This is a genomic window from Sphingomonas molluscorum, from assembly GCF_039522995.1.
GTDB lineage: Bacteria > Pseudomonadota > Alphaproteobacteria > Sphingomonadales > Sphingomonadaceae > Sphingomonas > Sphingomonas molluscorum.
In genome coordinates this window covers 20,243-39,770 of sequence record NZ_BAAAEL010000013.1, presented here as the reverse complement: position 1 = coordinate 39,770, position 19,528 = coordinate 20,243, and the positions used below count along the sequence as shown (strand labels likewise).

Genomic DNA, 19,528 nt, shown 5'->3' with positions numbered 1-19,528 from the left:
CGGCCTAGGCACAGTGCCCAGACCCGTCAACCAGCCGCCCCGGCAAGCCACAACGGCTGTTTGACCGTCTCTAGAAACGCTGCATGAGCCGCCAGTTCCGCATCGCTCGCCGCGAAAACCCGTGGCGGACGCACCTTCGGCGCTGCAACGACGATGGTTTCCTCCACCTGCGGCGCGGCCGAAGCGAGCCCGAGCCCGATCTGGCGCCCTCCCATCAGCTCGACATAGACCTGCGCCAGAAGCTGGGCGTCCAGAAGCGCGCCGTGCAGCACCCGGCGGCTGCGATCGATCCCGAAGCGGACGCACAGGGCGTCGAGCGTATGCTTGGCGCCGGGATGGCGGCTGCGCGCGATCAGCAGCGTATCGACCATGCGGTCCATCAGGATCGCCGAGCGTTTGCAGAGGCCGAGTTCCCCATTGAGGAAGCCGAAATCGAACGAGGCGTTGTGCGCGATCAGCGGGCTGTCGCCCAGGAACTCGAGCAGCGCGTCCACGCCCGCGTGAAACGCCGGCTTGTCCGCAAGAAAGGCGTCGGAGAGGCCGTGCACCGCCTGCGCCTCGGCAGGCATGGGGCGACCGGGGTTGAAATAGGCGTGGAACACCCGGCCGGTCTCGACCCGGTTGAACAGCTCGACACAGCCGATCTCGACCAGCCGATCGCCGCCTGAGAAGCTGAGGCCCGTGGTTTCGGTATCGAAGACGATCTCGCGCATCCGACCGCTATTCCTCGTACGAACCGGACAGGCAAGCGATCACGCGGTGAACCGCAGCCCGGGTCTCGGCGAGCGGAACATCCGTCGGGATGACGAAATCGGCGCGGGCGCGCTTCTCGGCATCAGGCAGTTGGCGCGCGAGGATCGCCTCCAGTCGCGCGGGCGTCATGCCGGGGCGCGCCAACACCCGCTGCCGCTGCACCTCGGCGCTCGCGCTCACCACCGCCACCTTGTCGACATAGGCTTCGCCCCCGGTCTCGTAGAGCAGGGGAACATCGAACAGCAGGATGGGCGCCGATCCATGATCGCGGACAAAGGCGGCCCGTTCATCGGCGACCGCGGGGTGGACGATCGCCTCCAGCCGGCGGAGCGCCCCGGGGTCAGCCAGGACCGCTTCCCCCAGGGCCGTGCGGTCGACGCCTTCCGCTCCGGTCGTGTCGGGGAACGCTGACTCGATGGCCGCGACCAGCCGCCCGGCCGGCCCCTGCAGCCGGTGCACGGCGGCATCGGCGTCGAACACGGGAATACCGGCCTCGGCAAACATCGCCGCCACGGTCGACTTGCCCATGCCGATCGAGCCGGTGAGGCCGAGGCGGATCATGCCAGCAGCAGCGCGCGCAGCTCCTCGTCCCGGTCGCGCGGGGGCTGGGCGTCGAACAGGATCTCGAACGCGAGCGCCGCTTGGCCCACCAGCATCTCCAGCCCGTCGACCGTTTCCAGCCCGCGCGCGTGCGCGGCGGTGAGCAATGGCGTCTCCAGGGGCGCATAGACGATGTCGTAGACCACCGCGTCTTCCGGCAGAGGCGCGAGATCGAGGTCGAGCGGCGGCTGTCCCGTCATGCCCAGGGCACTGGCGTTCACCAGCAGCTTGGCGGCGGGGACCGGCGCCGAAAGCGGCAGCGCATCGCCCTTCAGGCCGAAGCTGGCGAGCAGGGCCGCGCCCTTGAGCGGGCTGCGGTTGAGCAGCGTGACGCGGCCGACATTCAGCTTCGACAGCGCGAACAGGATCGCGCGCGCCGCACCTCCTGCACCGACGACGCATACCGGGGCGCCTTCAAGCGGCAGCCCGGCGATGGGCGCGTAAAAGCCACCCGCGTCGGTATTGGTGCCGACGAGGTGACCGTCTCCGTCGCGAAACACCGTGTTGATCGCGCCGATCGACTGGCGAACGCCGCCCCGGTCCTCGACATGGTCGAGCGCCGCAGTCTTGTGGGGCAGGGTAATATTGCAGCCGCGCCAGGCGGGATCGGCACGGCGCGCGTCGAAATATGCCTCCAGTCCCTCCGCTTCGACGCGGGTCGCGCGATAATCGCCGTCCATGCCGAGTGCGTCGAGCCAGAAGCGGTGGATGCGGGGCGACTTGGAATGGGTGATCGGGTCCCCGATCACCTCGGCATAGGGTTGCGTCACGACAACAAGACTCCTCTGTCCCGCAGATAGGCGGCGAGCGGCAGCAGCGGCAGACCCAGGATCGTCCAATGATCCCCGTCGATGCGATGGAACAGCTGCGCGCCCATGCCCTCGACTCGATAGCAGCCAACGCAGCCCGAGATCGCCGGCCACTCGGCGTCCAGATACGCTTCGATGAAGGCGTCGCTCAGAGTTCGCACGTGCAGGCGCGCGTGGCCGACGTGGCGCCAGACCGGGCGTCCGCCCTCGACGATCACCGCCGCGCTATAGAGATCATGCTGGGCGCCGGAGAGCCGCCGCAACTGGGCGGCCGCGTCGTCCCGATCGGCAGGCTTGTCGAGCAAACCCCCATCGGGCGCCGCGACGACCGAGTCCGCACCGAGCACCAGGCCATTGTGAACGCGGGTCGCCGCCCGCACCGCCTTCAGCTCGGCAAGGGCATCGGCGAAGTCGCGCGCCCCGAATCCCTCGGCCGCAAGCGCCGCCTTGGCCGCCTCCTCGTCCAGACCATTGGCCACGGCGTCGTGGGCGATCCCGGCGGCGGCAAGCATCGCCCGGCGCGACGCGCTTTGCGATGCGAGCACCAGGCGTGGAGCGTCCGTCATTGCCGCTCAACCTTTCGTTCCTGATAGAGGGTGATGATCGCGGCGGCCGTTTCCTCGATCGAACGCCGGGTAACGTCGATCACCGGCCACCCATTGTCCGCGAACATGCGTCTGGCGAACGCGATTTCGCGCGCGACGGAATCCTGCTCGACATAGTCGGTGTTCGCAGCCTGGTTGAGCGACAACAATCGGTTGCGCCGAATCTGGATCAGCCGATCCGCACTGGTGGTGAGCCCCACGATCATCGGATGCTTCAGCGAATAGAGCGCCGGCGGCGGTGGCGATTCTACGACAATGGGAATGTTCGCGGTCTTGTAGCCACGATTGGCGAGATAGATGGAGGTCGGCGTCTTCGAGGAGCGCGACACGCCTGCCAGCAGGATGTCGGCCTCCTCCCATTCCTCCCACAGCACGCCATCGTCATGGGCGATGGTGAACTGAATCGCATCCACGCGCGCAAAATAGGCCGCATCCAGGATGTGCTGCCGCCCCGGACGCGCCTTTGCCTCCTGCCCGAGCAGACTGGACAACGCGTGGCTGACCCCATCGAGCGGCGCTACCGCCGGCAAACCCATGACGCGGCACCGCGCCTCCAGGGTCTTGCGGATTTCGGCGTTCACCAGCGTGAACAGGACGATCCCGGGATTGTGGGCGATTTCCTGCAGGATTCGCTCGAGATGCGTCTGGCTGCGGACCATCGGCCAGAAGTGCCGAAGCGTCTCGACCCCGTCGAACTGCGCCAGCGCCGCTTTTGCGATGTTCTCGAGCGTCTCGCCGGTTGAGTCCGACAGGAGGTGCAGGTGCAGCCGCATGGCTCAGCGGGACAAGGCTGTGGACAACATGGGGATAAGCGCTAGCGCAACCCGGACACGCGGCCAAGCCGCCCGATCCGTCCACATTCCCCCAGATTCGTCCACAGCCGCATCGACAGCGGCCGGTTCCGTCCCCAGCCTGTGGATAACGTGGATAGGTGAATCCGAATCTAAGGGCTTGCGTGAGTCTGCCCACGTCAAGCTGTTGGCAATTTGGGGACGGAGGCATAAACCCCAGCATCCCCACGCCAACAACCTCCACCTCCTTCATTCTTTGAATCTTCTTTTCTGTAGAGGCACGACGCTGACTCAGATTCCGACGCCCAAGCCGCTGTTCGAAACCCTGCGCGGCAATCGCCAGGCCGTTCCTCCGCTGTGGCTCATGCGGCAGGCCGGACGGTACCTCCCCGAATATCGGGCGCTGCGTGCCGAAAAGGGCGGATTCCTCGACCTGGTGAACGACAGCGAAGCAGCCGCGGAAGTGACTCTGCAGCCGCTGCGTCGCTTCGGATTCGATGGTTCGATCCTGTTTTCCGACATTCTGGTGGTGCCGAACGCGCTCGGGCAGGATCTGTGGTTCGAAACCGGGGAAGGGCCGCGATTGGCGCCCAAGGTCGATCGGGCGACCCTTTCGTCCCTGCAACCCGCACCTGAGCGGCTGGAGCCGGTCTACGGGACGGTACGGCGGGTAAAGGCAGCGCTCGATCCCGCGGTGACCTTTCTTGGCTTTGCAGGAGCTCCGTGGACGGTCGCGACCTACATGATCGCAGGGCAGGGCAGCCGCGAGCAGGCGGAGGCGCGGCGATTAGCCTATCTCGATCCCGAGCTGATGACGGCACTGCTCGATCGGATCATCGGCCTGACCGTCGACTATCTGTCCGCGCAGATCGAGGCCGGGGTCGATGCGGTGCAGCTGTTCGACAGCTGGGCAGGAAGCCTGTCGCCCGAGCAGTTCGAGCGCTGGGTGATTGCCCCCACGACCCGCATCGTCGAAGCGGTCAAAACACGCCATCCCGACACGCCGATCATTGGCTTTCCGAAGGGTGCCGGGGGCAAGCTGGTCGCCTATGCCGAGGCCACCGGCGTCGATGCCATCGGGTTGGACGAAACCGTCGATCCGGTCTGGGCCAACGCCGCTTTGCCACGCCATCTTCCGGTGCAGGGTAACCTGGACCCGCTCGCGTTGATCGCGGGCGGCGAGACGCTGGACCGCGCGGTCGACCGGATCCTCGCCGCCTTCGCCGATCGCCCGCACATCTTCAACCTGGGCCACGGCATCCAGCAGGATACGCCGATCGCCCATGTCGATCAGCTCGTGGCACGCGTTCGCAGGAGCCAAGCATGACCAACTTCCTCGGGGCCGCCTACCTCTGGGTGAAGGCCGCGCACGTCATCTTCATGGTGTTCTGGATGGCCGGCCTGTTCATCCTGCCGCGCTACCTGGTGCACCACCAGGAGGGCCTCGACGACGCTGCCGAGCGGCCTCGCTGGGTTGCCCGGGAGGCGAAGCTTCGGGCGATGATCCTGACCCCGGCGCTGGTGGCGGTATGGCTGCTGGGCCTGGCGCTTGCTGCCAACGCCGGGCTTTTCGACGGACAGCCGGGTCTGGGCTGGCTGCACGCGAAGCTGCTCTTCGTGCTGCTCCTGACCGGCTACCACGGCTGGGCGGTCGGCTACACCAAGAAGCTGGCGGCGGGGCGGCCCACGCTCGCGTCCTCGCGCCTGCGCATGCTCAACGAAGTGCCGGCGCTGCTGCTGGCGGTAATCGTCGCCCTGGCGGTCGTGAAGCCCTTCTGATCCTCCCGGGATCGTTTCGGCGGACAGGCCGCGCTGCCGATCGCAGCGCGGCTCCGTCCTTGCTTGACTTGGGCACAGGGCGCACCTAACTCGCGACAACGAGCGGTTGCCCTCCGGCACTCGCGCGTCCTCCTCCAGCATCGTTTCGCGCCTTCCCTTCTCGCCGATCGACGCTCCTCCCTTATCCGCATCAACGCCACTCGGATCAGCTCCATGCACCTCAAGGACCTCAAGAAGCACGCGCCCGCAGACCTCGTCACGATGGCGGAGGCACTAGGTGTCGAAGGCGCGTCGACGATGCGCAAGCAGGACCTGATGTTCGCGATCCTGAAGGCGCAGGCCGAGAATGGCGACCAGATCATGGGCCTGGGCACGATCGAGGTGCTGCCCGATGGCTTCGGTTTCCTGCGTTCGCCCGAGGCGAACTATCTCGCAGGTCCGGACGACATCTATGTGTCGCCCAACCAAGTTCGCAAGCACGGCCTGCGCACCGGCGACACCGTGGAAGGCGAGATCCGCGCCCCCAAGGACGGCGAGCGCTATTTCGCCCTGACCAAGCTGGTGTCGGTCAACTTCGACGATCCCGATGCGGTCCGTCACCGCGTCAACTTCGACAACCTCACGCCGCTGTATCCCGAGCAGAAGCTGACGCTCGACCAGCTCGACCCGACGTCCAAGGACAAGTCGGCGCGCGTGATCGACATCGTCGCACCGCAGGGCAAGGGGCAGCGCTCGCTGATCGTGGCGCCGCCGCGCGTCGGTAAGACGGTGCTGCTGCAGAACATCGCCAAGGCGATCACCGACAACCACCCCGAAGTCTTCCTGATCGTGCTGCTGATCGACGAGCGGCCCGAGGAAGTGACCGACATGCAGCGCTCGGTGCGCGGCGAAGTCATCTCCTCGACCTTCGACGAGCCGGCGACCCGCCACGTCCAGGTTGCCGAGATGGTGATCGAAAAGGCCAAGCGCCTCGTCGAGCACAAGAAGGACGTCGTGATCCTGCTCGACTCGATCACGCGTCTGGGCCGCGCCTACAACACGGTCGTACCGTCGTCGGGCAAGGTGCTGACCGGCGGTGTCGACGCCAATGCGCTCCAGCGGCCCAAGCGCTTCTTCGGCGCCGCCCGCAACATCGAGGAGGGCGGCTCGCTCTCCATCATCGCGACGGCGCTGATCGACACCGGCAGCCGCATGGACGAGGTGATCTTCGAAGAGTTCAAGGGCACCGGCAACTCCGAAATCGTGTTGGACCGCAAGGTGGCGGACAAGCGCATCTTCCCGGCGCTGGACGTGGGCAAGTCGGGCACCCGCAAGGAAGAGCTGCTGGTGGACAAGGCCAAGCTGTCGAAGATGTGGGTGCTGCGCCGCATCCTCATGCAGATGGGCACCATCGATGCGATGGAGTTCCTGCTCGACAAGATGAAGGATTCGAAGACCAACGAAGACTTCTTCGACTCGATGAACCAGTAAGCGCTTCTTTTTTGACAAACGGACCGGTCCGCCGGCCGACCGTCACCCGATGGGTTCGGTCGGCTCGCGGGCCGATCGCGTTTTTGGCGCGCCGGCGCCCGGTGGCGACGAATTGTTACGAACCATTGCTGGAAAAGCCGGCGCCCGTCGTTCGGACTAGGCGCTCGCAGAGCCGCAGACTAGGATTTCGCAATGCTAGACCTTCTTTCGCACCTCAGTGTGGCCGCCACGGCGGTTCCAGCGGGGCCGGGCTCCCCGGCCGAGATCTGGAACCACATCATCTCGGACTTCAGCAACATCGGCTCGCCGTCGGCGCTGTCGGCGTTCCTACAGGTCCTGATGATCGACGTGGTGCTTGCCGGCGACAACGCGATCGTCGTGGGTGCACTGGCGGCCGGGCTGCCGGTGGCACAGCGCAAGAAGGTCATCCTGATCGGCATCATCGCCGCGCTGGTGCTGCGGATCGCCTTTGCGCTGGTGGTCAGCTGGCTGCTCGGGATCATCGGCCTGATCTTCGCAGGCGGCGTGCTGCTGCTGTGGGTGGCCTGGAAGATGTGGCGCGAGCTGCGGCCGGCCGGCGGCCCGGGCTCCCCTGAAGTCTATGGGGACGAGACGGAGAGCATCCGTCCGGCGAAGAGCTTTGCGGCAGCGGCCTGGGCGGTGGCAGTCGCCGACGTCTCGATGAGCCTCGACAATGTGCTCGCGGTGGCCGGTGCGGCGCGGGACCATCCGGGCATCCTGATCATCGGCCTGCTGCTGTCGGTCGCGCTGATGGGCATCGCCGCCAACCTTATCGCCAAGTACATCGAGCGCTATCGCTGGATCGCCTATGTGGGGTTGGCGGTGATCCTCTATGTCGCGGTGAAGATGATCTACGAGGGCATCACCGATCACCATATCGGCCTGCTCCAGCTGTTCGGTTGAGCGGCCGAGACTGGAAAAGAAGGAGAGGGGCGGCCGTGGTGGCCGCCCCTTTTCGTTTCAGGCGAGCGCTTCGGAAAGGAACGCGGCGGTCCGACCGTCTGCGAGGCGCGCGGCGGCGTCGGAACGTCGATCCCCCAGCTCGGTCGCAAAGCCGTGATCCTCGCCGGGATAGTCGTGCAGCGTGACCTTGGGGTGATCGTCGAGGCCGGCGTGCATCGCCGCCTGCACTTCCGCAGGAACGAAGTGATCGGCTCCGGCAATGTGCAGCATCAGCGGCCTGGCGATGGCGTGCTTCTCCCCAAGCAGTCCGTCGATGCCGACGGGATAATAGCCGACGCTCGCATCCACGTCCGTGCGGGCAGCGGTCATATAGGCGAGCCGACCGCCCAGGCAGAAGCCGATCGCGCCCACCTTGCCGCCGGAAACCAGCGTTCGCGCCAACCGGACCGTTGCTTCGATGTCCGCAATGGCGGTGTCCTGATCGAACTGCCCCATCAGATCGAGCGCATGCTGCATCTCCTCCGGCACATCGGGATTGAGGTCCACGCCCGGCGCGATCCGCCAGAACAGATCCGGTGCGACCGCCAGATAACCCTGTTCCGCCAGCCGGTCGCATTTGGCGCGGATACCGGCGTTCACGCCGAAGATCTCCTGGATCACGACGATTGCTGCACGCGGCGTTTCTGCCGGATCGGCGCGGTAGGCGGTGAACTGGCTCGTGCCGTCGAGCGTGTCGATGGTGATCGTTGCCATGGAGGCTCCTTTGGTTCGAAAGATGCGGCGTTTGCAGGGAAGCCTGCGTCCGGCGCATAGCAGCAGGACGCTAGGCAATGGCGCCGGGGCCCTCAAGCGGAGACAGCCAGTGAAGATCAACGTCGAGGTGGATTGCACGCCGGAAGAGGCGCGGCGGGCCATGGGCTTGCCGGACTTCACGCCGGTGCACGAGCGCTATGTCGCGATGCTGAGCGAGTCGCTCGAAAAGGGGGCGAGTCCGGAGATGCTGGACACGTTGATGCGCCATTGGGCGCCGATGGAGGAGGCCGGCATGAGCTTCTGGCGCAAGATGTTCGAAACGGCGAGCCGATCCGGCTGAGCCGATGGATACGATCTTTGCGGTATCGAGCGGCCAACCCCCGGCCGCGATCGCGCTGCTTCGGATAAGCGGCCCGAATGCGGTCGCGTCGGCGGAGGCGCTGGCCGGCACGCTGCCACCACCGCGCCGCGCAGGGCTGCGGGCGTTGCGCGACCCGGCCGATGGCGGGTTGCTGGATCGTGCGCTGCTGCTGTGGTTCCCAGGACCGCACACCGCGACCGGCGAGAACTCGGTGGAGTTGCACCTGCACGGCGGGCGTGCGGTGGTTCAGGCCGTCCAAGCCTGCCTTGCTCGCCAGCCTGGACTGCGCCCGGCGGAGGCGGGGGAGTTCACGCGTCGTGCGCTTGCCAACGGCCGCCTGGATCTGAGCGAGGCCGAGGGGCTGGGCGACCTGCTGATGGCAGAGACGGAGGCGCAGCGGCGCGCGGCGCTTGCCACTGCGGAAGGCGCGGTTCGGCGGCAGGTGGAGAGTTGGCAGGCGCGCCTGCTGATGCTCGCCGCGCAGGTCGAAGCGATGCTCGATCATGCCGATGAGGACGACGTTGCCGACGATATCGGCGCCCTTCAGGATATCCGCTCAGGGTGCGACGCGCTGGGTGCCGAACTGGTCGAGGTGCTCGCAGCCCCTCCGGTGGAGCGCCTGCGCGACGGGATCCGCGTCGTGCTCGCGGGACCGCCCAACAGTGGCAAGTCGACGCTGCTCAACGCACTTGCCGATCGCGAGGCGGCGATCGTTTCCCCGATCGCGGGCACCACGCGGGACCGTATCGAAGCGGCGGTGGTGCGCAACGGGGTCGCTTGGGTGCTGACGGATACGGCCGGGCTGGCGGAGCGAACGGACGATCCGATCGAGCGGATCGGCATCGCGCGGGCGGAGGAGGCGATGCGCAGTGCTGATCTGCTGCTGTGGCTCGCCGACGAGCCGGCGCCAGCGATCGAAGGGGTGGAGGTGCTGGCGCTCCATCCGCGTGCCGACGTGCCGGGGCGGGCGGAGGTACCCCCGGGTCGCATCGGCCTTTCGGTCGCGCAGGGGTGGGGCATCGCCGAGCTCTGGTCGGAGTTGGAGCGTAGGGCCCGCGGGCTGCTGCCGCGCGAGGACATGCTGGCGCTCAATCGGCGGCAGCGGGATCTGCTCCGCGATGCTGCAGATGCGCTCGCCGATGCTGCCATGCACCATGATCCGCTGCTGCTTGCCGAGGAGCTGCGCCGGGCACGCGCGGCCTTTGATCGCGTGACGGGCCGCGCGGATGTCGAGGGCGTGCTCGACGCATTGTTCGGGCGGTTCTGCATCGGCAAGTGAGTGTTCCACGTGGAACGCTTTGACGGCCGCGCGGTGGCGCAGTAGCGCACAAGCATGTCTCCATTCGATGTGATCGTGGTGGGCGGCGGGCACGCCGGCACCGAGGCCGCAGCCGCGGCCGCCCGTCGTGGCGCGCGCACGGCGCTGCTGAGCTTCGACCTTGGCAGGTTGGGAGCCATGTCGTGCAACCCCGCAATCGGCGGGTTGGGCAAGGGCCACATCGTCCGGGAGGTCGACGCGTTCGACGGACTCATTGCGCGCGCGGCCGATCAGGCGGCGATTCACTACCGGATGCTCAACCGCAGCAAGGGTGCTGCCGTGCAGGGTCCGCGCGTCCAGGCCGACCGCGTTCGCTACGCGACGGCGATCCAAACGATGCTTCGTGCGCAGCCGAACCTGACCCTCATCGAGGGAGAGGCGGAAGAGCTGCTCGTGCAGCAGGGAAGCGTTGCCGGCCTGTTGCTTGCCGATGGCACGCGGCTGAGTGCGCGCGCGGTGGTGCTCGCGACGGGGACGTTCCTGGGCGGGCGGATCTTTCGCGGGGAAGAGCGCGAGGAGGGCGGCCGCGTGGGGGAACGTGCGGCGACCGTCATGGGCGTGCAGCTGCGCGACCTCGGTTTACCGATGGAACGGTTGAAGACCGGCACCCCGCCGCGGCTCGATGGCCGTACGATCGACTGGGCGGCGCTCGACGAACAGCCGTCGGATGCCGAGCCTTGGACCATGTCGCCGATGCAGTCCGGCCGGGTGCTGCCGCAGCTGTTCTGCGCGGTCAGCCGCACGACCGAAGAGACACATGCAATCATTCGGAGCGGTCTGGATCGCTCGCCGCTGTTCAGTGGCGCGATCGGGGCGCCCGGTCCGCGCTATTGTCCCTCGATCGAGGACAAGGTGCATCGCTTCGGCGATCGGGACGGGCACCAGATCTTCCTGGAGCCGGAAGGGCTCGACACCCCGTTGGTCTACCCGAACGGCATCTCGACGTCGCTGCCGGTCGATGTGCAGGAGGCGATGATCCGGAGCATTCCGGGGCTGTCGCATACCCGCATCGTGACCCCCGGCTATGCGGTCGAATATGACTATGTCGATCCGCGCGCCCTCGATCCGAGGTTGGCGCTTGGGGCGATGCCGGGGCTCTTCTGTGCCGGGCAGATCAATGGCACCACCGGCTATGAGGAGGCTGCGGGGCAGGGGCTCGTCGCCGGCGCCAACGCGGCCGCCTATGCTTGCGATTTGGCGCCGCTGCTGCTCGATCGCGCGTCCAGCTACATCGGCGTGATGGTCGATGACCTGGTGCTCCAAGGGGTGAGCGAGCCTTACCGCATGCTTACTGCGCGTGCCGAGTATCGGTTGACCCTGCGCGCGGACAATGCGCCGACGCGTCTTTCGGCAACCGCGGAGGAGGCGGGTCTGTTGGGACCGGAACGGCTCGCCTGGGTACGTGCCCGCACGGAGGCACGCGCAGAACTGGAGCAGCGCTTCGACACCCGCCTGTCCGCGACCATGGTTGCAGCGAATGGCGGGCAGGTGAGCCAGGACGGTGCCGTGCGCAGCGTTCGCGAATGGCTGCGCTTCCCCGGCGTCGCGCTCGAGCAGCTGCTGCCGGACGGGCTTGAGGCAACTCCCGACGCGTTGCTCGCGGAAGCAGTCGAAGACGCGCGCTATGCCCCCTACATCGAGCGGCAGCAGGCGGAGCTCGCGGAGATGCGGGCCAATGACCACATCCATTTACCCGACGACTTCGGCTATACGGCGGTGCCCGGACTGTCGGCCGAAATGGTGCAACGTCTGTCGACGGCGCGACCCACGACGCTTGGCGCCGCGTCGCGCGTGCGCGGGGTGACACCGGCCGCGCTTGCTGCGGTGCTGGTCCATGCCCGAAAGGTGGTTGCATGATGACCGAAGACGAAGCCCGCAGCTGGTTCGCCGACCGCTATGACGCCGCGCGCGTGGAGCGCGTCGCGCGCTTTCTGGAGATCGTGCGCGAGGAGAGCGGGCGGCAGAATTTGGTAGCCGCCTCCACGCTTCCGAACCTGTGGTTCCGCCACGGCCTGGACTCTGCGCAGCTGGTCGAGCTGGCGGAGGCCAGGGAAGGGCTCTGGATAGACATCGGCACGGGGGGCGGCTTCCCCGGCATGGTGGTGGCGATCCTGCGCGACTCGCCCACGCTGCTCGTCGAGCCGCGGCAGAAGCGCGCAAGCTTCCTGCGGGACGCTGCCGATGCGCTGGGCCTGGCGAACGTTCGGGTCGAACAGAAGCGGGCGGAGAGCGTCGCGCCGCAGCCACCGGCGGCGATCGTCAGCGCGCGTGCCGTCGCCGCATTGCCGGCATTGTTCGGCGGTGCGGCGCACCTGACCGATCGAGATACGCTATGGCTGTTGCCGAAAGGGCGATCGGCGCGATCCGAGGTGGAAGCCTTAACCGGTTCATGGCAAGGTCTGTTTCACGTGGAACACAGCCTCACCGATCCGGAATCGCTCATCGTGATTGCACGCGGGATAACCCCAGCATGATCTGCATCACCATCGCCAACCAGAAGGGCGGCGTCGGCAAAACGACGACCGCCATCAACGTCGGGACGGCACTCGCCGCCACGGGACTGCGGGTGCTGCTGCTCGACCTTGACCCGCAGGGCAACGCTTCGACGGGGCTCGGCATCGGCCGCAATGATCGCGAGCGATCGACCTACGATCTGCTGCTGGGCGATACCACGCTTCAGGAAGCGGCGATCCCGACCCAGGTTCCGCTCCTCGACATCGTGCCGGCGACAGTCGATCTTTCGGGAGCAGAGATCGAACTGATCGAGTTCGACGCCCGCACGCACCGCCTCGATCGGGCGCTGCAACGCGGGGGAGAGCGCTGGGACGTGATCCTCGTCGATTGCCCGCCGTCCCTGGGGCTGCTCACCGTCAATGCGATGGTGGCGGCGCACGCGCTCCTGGTGCCGCTGCAATGCGAGTTCTTCGCGCTGGAAGGGCTCAGCCAGCTGCTCACCACCGTCGAGCAGATCCGTGGCCGCTTCAATCCGGGCCTGTCGATCCTGGGTGTGGTGCTGACGATGTACGACCGCCGCAACCGCCTTACCGACCAGGTATCGGACGACGTTCGCTCGGTGCTCGGTAAGGTCGTGTTCGATACGGTGATCCCGCGCAACGTCCGCCTGTCCGAAGCACCCAGCCACGGCATGCCGGCGCTGATCTACGATCATCGCTGCGCCGGCTCCGAAGCCTATATCGCCCTGGCACGCGAAGTGATCGGTCGCTTGCCCAAGCTCGCGGAGGCCGCATGACCGATAACACTGCACCCGCCCGCAAGCCGCGCCCCGGTCTTGGCCGCGGGCTGAGTTCGCTGCTGGGAGACAGCACGCGCGAGGCGCCGGTCTCGGGCGTGGAGCGACAGCCGAGCGGCGTCCGGCTGCTTCCCGTGACGGCGATGGTCCCGCATCCCGATCAGCCGCGGCGGCACTTCGACGAAGCGGCCCTCGATGATCTGGCGGCCTCGATCGCGTTGCGAGGACTGATCCAGCCCATCGTCGTGCGGCCGCACGGCAAGGAATATCAGATCGTCGCCGGCGAGCGCCGCTGGCGCGCGGCGCAGCGAGCCCGGCTGCATGAGGTTCCGGTGCTGGTCCGGGAGCTGAGCGACGCAGAGACGATGGAAATCGCTCTCGTCGAGAACATCCAGCGGCAGGATCTCAACGCGATCGAAGAGGCGGACGCCTATCGCAAGCTGATCGGCGAGTTCGGCCATACCCAGGATGCGCTGGCGAAGCTGGTGCACAAGTCGCGCAGCCACATCGCGAACCTGCTGCGGCTGCTCGATTTGCCGGCACCGGTGCAGGAGTTGGTGGTGACCCAGCAGCTGAGCATGGGTCACGCCCGCGCGATCATCGGTGCGCCCGATCCGGAGGCGCTGGCCGATCGCGTGATCGCCAAGGGTCTGTCGGTGCGCGAGACCGAACGGCTCGCCCGCGAAGCCAAGCCACAACCGCTCGGCGGCGCGCAGCCGCGGGGCAGCCGGGGCGGCGGCAACGCGACGGACGGGAACGCGGACATCCTGGCGCTCGAGCAGCAGCTGGGCGACGCGCTCGGCCTCAACGTGCGCATTGCGCATGGGGAAAAGGGTGGCACGCTGACGATCAGCTATTCGACCCTCGACCAGCTCGACATGGTTTGCCAGCGGCTGAGCGGTGACGTGATCTGAGGCGGGTCGCCTCGGCCCGAGGTTAGAGCTGGTGGCCGGTGCGGTCGCGTTTGGTGGCGAGATAGCGTTCGTTGTGCGGATTGGGTGGGAGCGCATGGCGCACGCGCTCGGCTACCGTAACGTCGGCGGCCTCGAGCGCGGCAACCTTGGCCGGATTGTTGGTCAGCAGGCGGATCTGCCGCTGGCCGAGCAGCTGGAGCATGCGTCCGGCGGTGCGAAAATCGCGGGCGTCGATGGCGAAGCCCAGCCGCGTGTTGGCGTCCACCGTGTCGAACCCCTGGTCCTGAAGCGCATAGGCACGCAGCTTGTTGACTAGGCCGATGCCGCGTCCTTCCTGGCGCAGATACAGCAGGATTCCCCAGCCACTCTCCGCAATCGCGGCGATCGCCGCGTCCAGCTGGGGACCGCAGTCGCACTTGAGGCTGCCGAGCGCATCCCCGGTCAGGCATTCGCTGTGCAGCCGCACCAGCGGCGGCTGACCATTGGGCGTGCCAATCAGCAGCGCGATATGCTCGCCGGGGGATTCCGGCGTCCGGAAGGCAACGATCTCGGCCATCTCCGCACCGGCGACCGGCAGGCGCGCGCGGGTGGCAATGGCGAGCCGGGCGGGATCCTCATGCGCTGCGACGTCCGCGGGCGTCACGGCTTCCGCGCCGATCTCCTGGCCTAGACGATGGAAGAAGGCGGGCAGCACCCCCGCGAGCCGCGCGAGCTGCAATGCGGTCTGCGCGGCATCGGGCGAGGGGAGCGGGATCGCGCGAAAAGGCCCCTTGAGGGGTGTTGCAAGATCGAGCTGCGGATCGGCAAGCGCGGTCGCGGCGGCGAAGTCGAGCCACGGTGCGCGGTCGATCAGGACCGGCGAATCCGGGACGGCGGCGTCGCGCTGGTTGGCGAGCTTCAGCGTGGCGGCGCGACCGGCGGAGAGCAGTACGGAGGCGTTTGCATCCGGATCAAAGGCGGCGAGCCGCAGCGGGTCGGCGGTCTCGATTGCCAGCACGGTGATGGCTGCCTCGGCGCCGAGGATCGCCACGGGCCAGCCCCGACGCAGCGCGTCGATCGCGCGGGCAACGGCGCGGGGGTCGGTCAAAGCGCGAACTCGGTGAGGATCGGGATATGGTCGCTGGGCTTCAGCCAGCTGCGGCAATGCTCGAAGACCTTGTGGCCGGTTGCCTTGGCGGCGACGTCGCGGCTCGCCCACATGTGATCGAGCCGGCGGCCGCGATCGGAAGCTGCCCAATCCTTTGCGCGATAGCTCCACCAGGTGAACAGCCGCTCGGGGGCCGGTGCGAAGTGGCGACCAAGGTCTACCCAGTCGTTCGCCGCCTGTAGGCGCGCCAGCGCTTCGATCTCGATCGGCGTATGGCTCACCACGTCGAGAAGCGCCTTGTGGCTCCAGACGTCGCTTTCGAGCGGGGCGACGTTGAAGTCCCCGACCAGCAGCGTGGGAATGCCCGCCAAGCCTTCGGACCAGCGCGTCATCCGTTCCAGGAAGTCGAGCTTCTGGCCGAACTTGGGGTTCACCTCCCGGTCCGGCACGTCACCACCGGCGGGAATATAGACGTTCTCGAGCCGGAGGCCGTTTTCCAGACGCACGCCGATGTGCCGCGCCTCGCCATTGGCCTGCCAGTCGAGCCGGTCGTCCTCGACCAGCGGCACGCGGCTCAGGATCGCCACGCCATGGTGCATCCGCTGGCCGTTGATCGCGATGTGCGTGTAGCCGAGCGATCGGAACGGCGCGTGCGGGAAGTCCTCGTTCACCACCTTGGTTTCCTGAAGGCACAGGATGTCGGGCGAGATTTCGCGCAGGAATCGCTCGACGATCTCCATCCGGAAACGAACCGAGTTGATGTTCCACGAGGCGATCGAAAGAGGCGCAGTCATCGCCCGCGATGTAGCGATGGGGACCGGAAGGCGCCAGAGCGCGGCGCGTTTGTCGCGGAAATGGAAAGGCCCTCGTTCCGGGGGCATGGAACGAGGGCCGACCTAGCGTTCGTCACGCAGGCAGGAATTGAGAACCCGGGCAACAGGGGGGAAAATCCCGGACGCGCCTCAACTCCGCAAGACACCCTCTAAAGGGTGAAAGCTGTCGCCAGAATGAATGGATCGAAAGAATCCGTTCAGCGGCGGTTGGTGCCGCGGCGCGGCTCGTTGAAGCGGAAGGCGCTGTCCGCGACCGGCACGTTGAACCGCTGGTTGGACAGGCGGATCGTCGTGCGGTTGTTCTGCGCGTCCAGCGTCACCCAGCCCTGGAGCATCAGCCCGGCGGGTGCCGAGGCGCTGCGTGCGAAGATCAGGGTGATTCGGCCATATTCCGGATGCTTGGGATCATAGGCCTCGACGCTCACAACGCGGGAGTCGCTCTCCGGAAGCACGCGGGCATAGCGCGACGCATCGCGGGACGGATCGAGCAGGATGCCGAGGGGCGAGTTCCCGATCGGCCAACGCTGCTTCTGCCCGACCTGATAATCGAGGAAGTAGAGGGACTTGCCATCCGAAACCACCAGGATCGGCACGCCCTTCTCATATTGGAAGCGGATCTTGCCGGGCTTCTTGAGCGTCAGCGTTCCGGTCAGCACCTTGCCCGCGCGGTCGGTCTGGGTGAACGCGGCCGTCATCGAGTTGGTCTGCGCCAGATGCTGCTGCACGGTCGCGAGCGTGACAGGGGCCTGCGCGTGCACGGCGACGGGCGCGGCAAGCGCGATCGCGGCGGCGGGGGCGAGAAAGCGAATGGGTCGTCTCCAGATCATGGGGCCAGGATTAGGCGTGGGGGATTGAACGCGTCGTGAACTCGCCGGTTTCCTGGCGTTCAGCCGGATTGCCGCCGCCTCAGGCCAGTGGCCTGCCGTCCGGATCCATCAGCACCTCGCGCCGGCCGACATGGTCCGGACGCGAGACGAGCCCTTCCTTCTCCATGCGCTCGATCAAGCGGGCGGCCGAGTTGTAGCCGACGCGCAACTGGCGCTGCAGCCAGGAGGTAGAAGCCTTCTGGCTCTCGGCTACGAGCTGGCACGCCTTGCGATAGAGCTGGTCCTCGGGGCTGTCGTCGCCGGTGGGGGCACCATCCAGGCTGAAGCCGCCGTCCTCGCCGGGATCGTTGGTGACCGCGTCGATGTAGTCGGGCTCGCCCTGCGAGCGCCAGAAGTCGGCCACGGCCTGCACCTCGTCGTCGGACACGAACGGGCCGTGAACGCGCGCGAGCTGCTTGCCGCCGGGCATGTAGAGCATGTCGCCGCGGCCCAGCAGCTGCTCGGCGCCTTGCTCGCCCAGGATGGTGCGCGAATCGATCTTGGACGTGACGTGGAAGGAGATTCGGGTCGGCAGGTTCGCCTTGATGACGCCGGTGATGACGTCGACCGACGGGCGCTGCGTCGCCATGATCAGGTGGATGCCGGCGGCGCGGGCCTTTTGCGCCAGGCGCTGGATCAGGAACTCGACTTCCTTGCCCGCCGTCATCATCAGGTCGGCGAGCTCGTCGACGATCACGACGATCTGCGGCAGCGGCTGCAGGTCGAGCGTCTCTTCCTCGTACATCGGCTGGCCGGTTTCCGGGTGATAGCCGGTCTGCACCTTGCGGCCGAGCTTCTGGCCCTTGGCCTTGGCGGCGCGGACCTTTTCGTTGAACGAGCCCAGCGAGCGGACGTTGACCGACGCCATCATGCGATAGCGGTCCTCCATCGTCTCCACCGCCCATTTGAGCGCGCGCACCGCCTTGGGCGGATCGGTCACCACGTCGGCGAGCAGGTGGGGGATGCCCTTGTACATGCTGAGTTCCAGCATCTTCGGGTCGATCATGATCATGCGGCACTGGTTGGGCGTCAGCCGGTAGAGCAGCGACAGGATCATGCAGTTCAGGCCCACCGACTTGCCCGAGCCGGTGGTGCCAGCGACCAGCAGGTGGGGCATCGGCGCAAGGTCGGCGACGACGGGATCGCCGGCGATGTTCTTGCCCAGCACGATCGGCAGCTGCGCATTCTGGTCGGCGAAGCTCTGGCTCGCCATCAGCTCGTGCAGGTTCACCGTCTCGCGGCGCGCGTTCGGCAGCTCGATCCCGATCACGGTGCGGCCGGGGATGGTGGCGACACGGGCGGAGATCGCCGACATGTTGCGCGCGATGTCGTCGGCGAGCTGGATCACGCGGCTCGCCTTGATGCCTGGTGCCGGTTCTAGCTCGTACATGGTGACGACGGGACCCGGCGACACCTTCACGATCGCGCCCTTGACGTTGAAGTCGTCCAGCACGCTTTCGAGCAGGCGCGCGTTGCGCTCCAGCGCCGCCTTGTCCACCGAGGGGCCGCTGTTGGGCGGCGGCGGGGCGAGCAGCTCGATCGACGGCAGCTCGAAATTGTCGCGCAGGTCGAGCGATTGCTGCGCCGACTTGGGCTGCGCGGCCGGCGAGGGCGCGGCGACGCGGTCCTCGATCGTGGGCGGCGGACGACGTTCGGGCTCGGCGAGCTTGCGTGGGCGGGGTTCGAAGGGAAGGTCTTCGGCGTCCTCGGGATCGACCGCAATGCGGCGGCTGCCGGCGAGCGGCATCGCCTCTTCCTCGTCCTCGCAGTCCATCAGGTCGGCGGCCGCGCTGCGGCGGGGCAGGCGGAGCGCGCCGGCGGGCAGCTCGATCGTCATGCCGCGGCCCCACAGCACCACGCCTGCGATGCCGGCCAGCAGTCCTACGACCCGCTGCGTCCACAGCACCGCCGTTGCATCGGGAAGGAACTCGATCAACGCCTGGAGGAGCGAGGCGAGCGACCAGCCGACCACGCCTCCCCAGCCGCCGGGAAGCGCCGTCACCGCTTCGTGCGAGACGAAGGAGAGGGCGGTGCCCATCAGCGCGACGCCCAGCACGCAATCGCGCAGCATCGCGCCCCAGCGGCCGACGGGCACGTCGCGCCACAGGCGGACCGCGATGATGATGCCGAGCGGAATCAGCAGCCCGACCGCCACGCCGAAGATCGTCAGCAGCAGGTCCGCGACATAGGCGCCGGGTGCGCCCACGCGATTGCCGATGGTGGCGCCGGCGGCGGTGTTCAGCGACGGGTCGCTCGGGTGATAGGTGATCAGCGCCACCGCGACGAGCAGCATCAGCACGAACAGCGCCGCTGCGCCGATCATCGCACCGCTGCGAACGGCCCCCGCGCGCATCGCGTCGCGCCACACCATCGGTTGCGCCTGGCTGGCCATGACCTTCTTCCCGCTCGAATATC

At 67.3% G+C, this 19,528-nt stretch carries 20 protein-coding genes; 10 read left to right on the top strand and 10 right to left on the bottom strand.

Annotated features, from left to right (window positions below):
• Positions 1 to 26 precede the first annotated feature (26 nt).
• The 5 genes from dnaQ to ABDZ92_RS14065 are packed head-to-tail and all read right to left on the bottom strand — an operon-like array spanning position 27 to position 3,540.
• Positions 27 to 713: a DNA polymerase III subunit epsilon gene (gene dnaQ, locus ABDZ92_RS14085; protein ID WP_125960190.1), complete on the bottom strand. Its 687-nt coding sequence runs from the start codon at positions 711 to 713 to the stop codon at positions 27 to 29.
• A 7-nt stretch (positions 714 to 720) separates the two neighbouring features.
• On the bottom strand, positions 721 to 1,314 hold the full coding sequence (gene coaE / locus ABDZ92_RS14080; RefSeq protein ID WP_125960191.1) for a dephospho-CoA kinase: 594 nt from the start codon (positions 1,312 to 1,314) through the stop codon (positions 721 to 723).
• The gene (locus ABDZ92_RS14075) at positions 1,311 to 2,123 is read right to left on the bottom strand and encodes a shikimate dehydrogenase family protein (protein ID WP_125960192.1); all 813 of its coding nucleotides are present in this window, start codon (positions 2,121 to 2,123) and stop codon (positions 1,311 to 1,313) included. The genes coaE and ABDZ92_RS14075 overlap by 4 nt, the downstream gene beginning before the upstream one ends.
• Entirely contained in the window at positions 2,120 to 2,728 is a 609-nt protein-coding gene (locus tag ABDZ92_RS14070) for a Maf family protein (RefSeq protein ID WP_125960193.1), read from the bottom strand. The genes ABDZ92_RS14075 and ABDZ92_RS14070 overlap by 4 nt, the downstream gene beginning before the upstream one ends.
• Complete coding sequence (locus tag ABDZ92_RS14065) at positions 2,725 to 3,540, bottom strand: pyruvate, water dikinase regulatory protein (protein WP_125960194.1); 816 nt, start codon at positions 3,538 to 3,540, stop codon at positions 2,725 to 2,727. Before ABDZ92_RS14065 ends, ABDZ92_RS14070 begins: the two co-directional genes overlap by 4 nt.
• Positions 3,541 to 3,844: 304 nt before the next feature.
• Between ABDZ92_RS14065 and hemE the strand changes: the two genes are divergently transcribed.
• From hemE to ABDZ92_RS14045, 4 genes are all read left to right on the top strand, one after another.
• The gene (gene hemE / locus ABDZ92_RS14060; protein ID WP_241211798.1) at positions 3,845 to 4,885 is read left to right on the top strand and encodes a uroporphyrinogen decarboxylase; all 1,041 of its coding nucleotides are present in this window, start codon (positions 3,845 to 3,847) and stop codon (positions 4,883 to 4,885) included.
• Positions 4,882 to 5,337: a CopD family protein gene (locus ABDZ92_RS14055; RefSeq protein ID WP_125960195.1), complete on the top strand. Its 456-nt coding sequence runs from the start codon at positions 4,882 to 4,884 to the stop codon at positions 5,335 to 5,337. Before hemE ends, ABDZ92_RS14055 begins: the two co-directional genes overlap by 4 nt.
• Positions 5,338 to 5,550: 213 nt before the next feature.
• Positions 5,551 to 6,807: a transcription termination factor Rho gene (gene rho / locus ABDZ92_RS14050; RefSeq protein ID WP_125960196.1), complete on the top strand. Its 1,257-nt coding sequence runs from the start codon at positions 5,551 to 5,553 to the stop codon at positions 6,805 to 6,807.
• A 192-nt stretch (positions 6,808 to 6,999) separates the two neighbouring features.
• The gene (locus ABDZ92_RS14045) at positions 7,000 to 7,731 is read left to right on the top strand and encodes a TerC family protein (RefSeq protein ID WP_125960197.1); all 732 of its coding nucleotides are present in this window, start codon (positions 7,000 to 7,002) and stop codon (positions 7,729 to 7,731) included.
• A gap of 57 nt (positions 7,732 to 7,788) precedes the next feature.
• On the opposite strand, the gene ABDZ92_RS14040 is transcribed toward ABDZ92_RS14045, so the two are convergent.
• Positions 7,789 to 8,484: a dienelactone hydrolase family protein gene (locus ABDZ92_RS14040; RefSeq protein ID WP_125960198.1), complete on the bottom strand. Its 696-nt coding sequence runs from the start codon at positions 8,482 to 8,484 to the stop codon at positions 7,789 to 7,791.
• A gap of 109 nt (positions 8,485 to 8,593) precedes the next feature.
• Here ABDZ92_RS14040 and ABDZ92_RS14035 point away from each other — a divergent pair, with 109 nt between their 5' ends.
• The 6 genes from ABDZ92_RS14035 to ABDZ92_RS14010 are packed head-to-tail and all read left to right on the top strand — an operon-like array spanning position 8,594 to position 14,327.
• On the top strand, positions 8,594 to 8,824 hold the full coding sequence (locus ABDZ92_RS14035) for a DUF6489 family protein (RefSeq protein ID WP_125960199.1): 231 nt from the start codon (positions 8,594 to 8,596) through the stop codon (positions 8,822 to 8,824).
• A 4-nt stretch (positions 8,825 to 8,828) separates the two neighbouring features.
• Positions 8,829 to 10,124 (top strand): tRNA uridine-5-carboxymethylaminomethyl(34) synthesis GTPase MnmE, encoded by a 1,296-nt coding sequence (gene mnmE / locus ABDZ92_RS14030; RefSeq protein ID WP_125960200.1) that lies wholly within the window; start codon positions 8,829 to 8,831, stop codon positions 10,122 to 10,124.
• A gap of 54 nt (positions 10,125 to 10,178) precedes the next feature.
• Positions 10,179 to 12,020 carry a tRNA uridine-5-carboxymethylaminomethyl(34) synthesis enzyme MnmG gene (gene mnmG / locus ABDZ92_RS14025; protein WP_125960201.1) on the top strand — a complete coding sequence of 614 codons (1,842 nt, stop codon included), beginning with the start codon at positions 10,179 to 10,181 and terminating at the stop codon, positions 12,018 to 12,020.
• On the top strand, positions 12,017 to 12,637 hold the full coding sequence (rsmG, locus tag ABDZ92_RS14020; protein ID WP_272695185.1) for a 16S rRNA (guanine(527)-N(7))-methyltransferase RsmG: 621 nt from the start codon (positions 12,017 to 12,019) through the stop codon (positions 12,635 to 12,637). The genes mnmG and rsmG overlap by 4 nt, the downstream gene beginning before the upstream one ends.
• Positions 12,634 to 13,413, top strand: a complete 780-nt coding sequence (locus tag ABDZ92_RS14015; protein ID WP_125960202.1) for a ParA family protein — start codon at positions 12,634 to 12,636, stop codon at positions 13,411 to 13,413. The genes rsmG and ABDZ92_RS14015 overlap by 4 nt, the downstream gene beginning before the upstream one ends.
• Positions 13,410 to 14,327, top strand: a complete 918-nt coding sequence (locus ABDZ92_RS14010) for a ParB/RepB/Spo0J family partition protein (RefSeq protein ID WP_125960203.1) — start codon at positions 13,410 to 13,412, stop codon at positions 14,325 to 14,327. The genes ABDZ92_RS14015 and ABDZ92_RS14010 overlap by 4 nt, the downstream gene beginning before the upstream one ends.
• Before the next feature lie 22 nt (positions 14,328 to 14,349).
• On the opposite strand, the gene ribA is transcribed toward ABDZ92_RS14010, so the two are convergent.
• The 4 genes from ribA to ABDZ92_RS13990 form a co-directional block, all read right to left on the bottom strand.
• Entirely contained in the window at positions 14,350 to 15,414 is a 1,065-nt protein-coding gene (gene ribA, locus ABDZ92_RS14005; protein WP_125960204.1) for a GTP cyclohydrolase II, read from the bottom strand.
• Positions 15,411 to 16,208 (bottom strand): exodeoxyribonuclease III, encoded by a 798-nt coding sequence (locus ABDZ92_RS14000; RefSeq protein WP_125960205.1) that lies wholly within the window; start codon positions 16,206 to 16,208, stop codon positions 15,411 to 15,413. Before ABDZ92_RS14000 ends, ribA begins: the two co-directional genes overlap by 4 nt.
• A gap of 236 nt (positions 16,209 to 16,444) precedes the next feature.
• Entirely contained in the window at positions 16,445 to 17,074 is a 630-nt protein-coding gene (locus ABDZ92_RS13995; protein ID WP_125960206.1) for a LolA family protein, read from the bottom strand.
• A 79-nt stretch (positions 17,075 to 17,153) separates the two neighbouring features.
• The gene (locus tag ABDZ92_RS13990) at positions 17,154 to 19,505 is read right to left on the bottom strand and encodes an FtsK/SpoIIIE family DNA translocase (protein ID WP_125960207.1); all 2,352 of its coding nucleotides are present in this window, start codon (positions 19,503 to 19,505) and stop codon (positions 17,154 to 17,156) included.
• Positions 19,506 to 19,528: the final 23 nt, after the last annotated feature.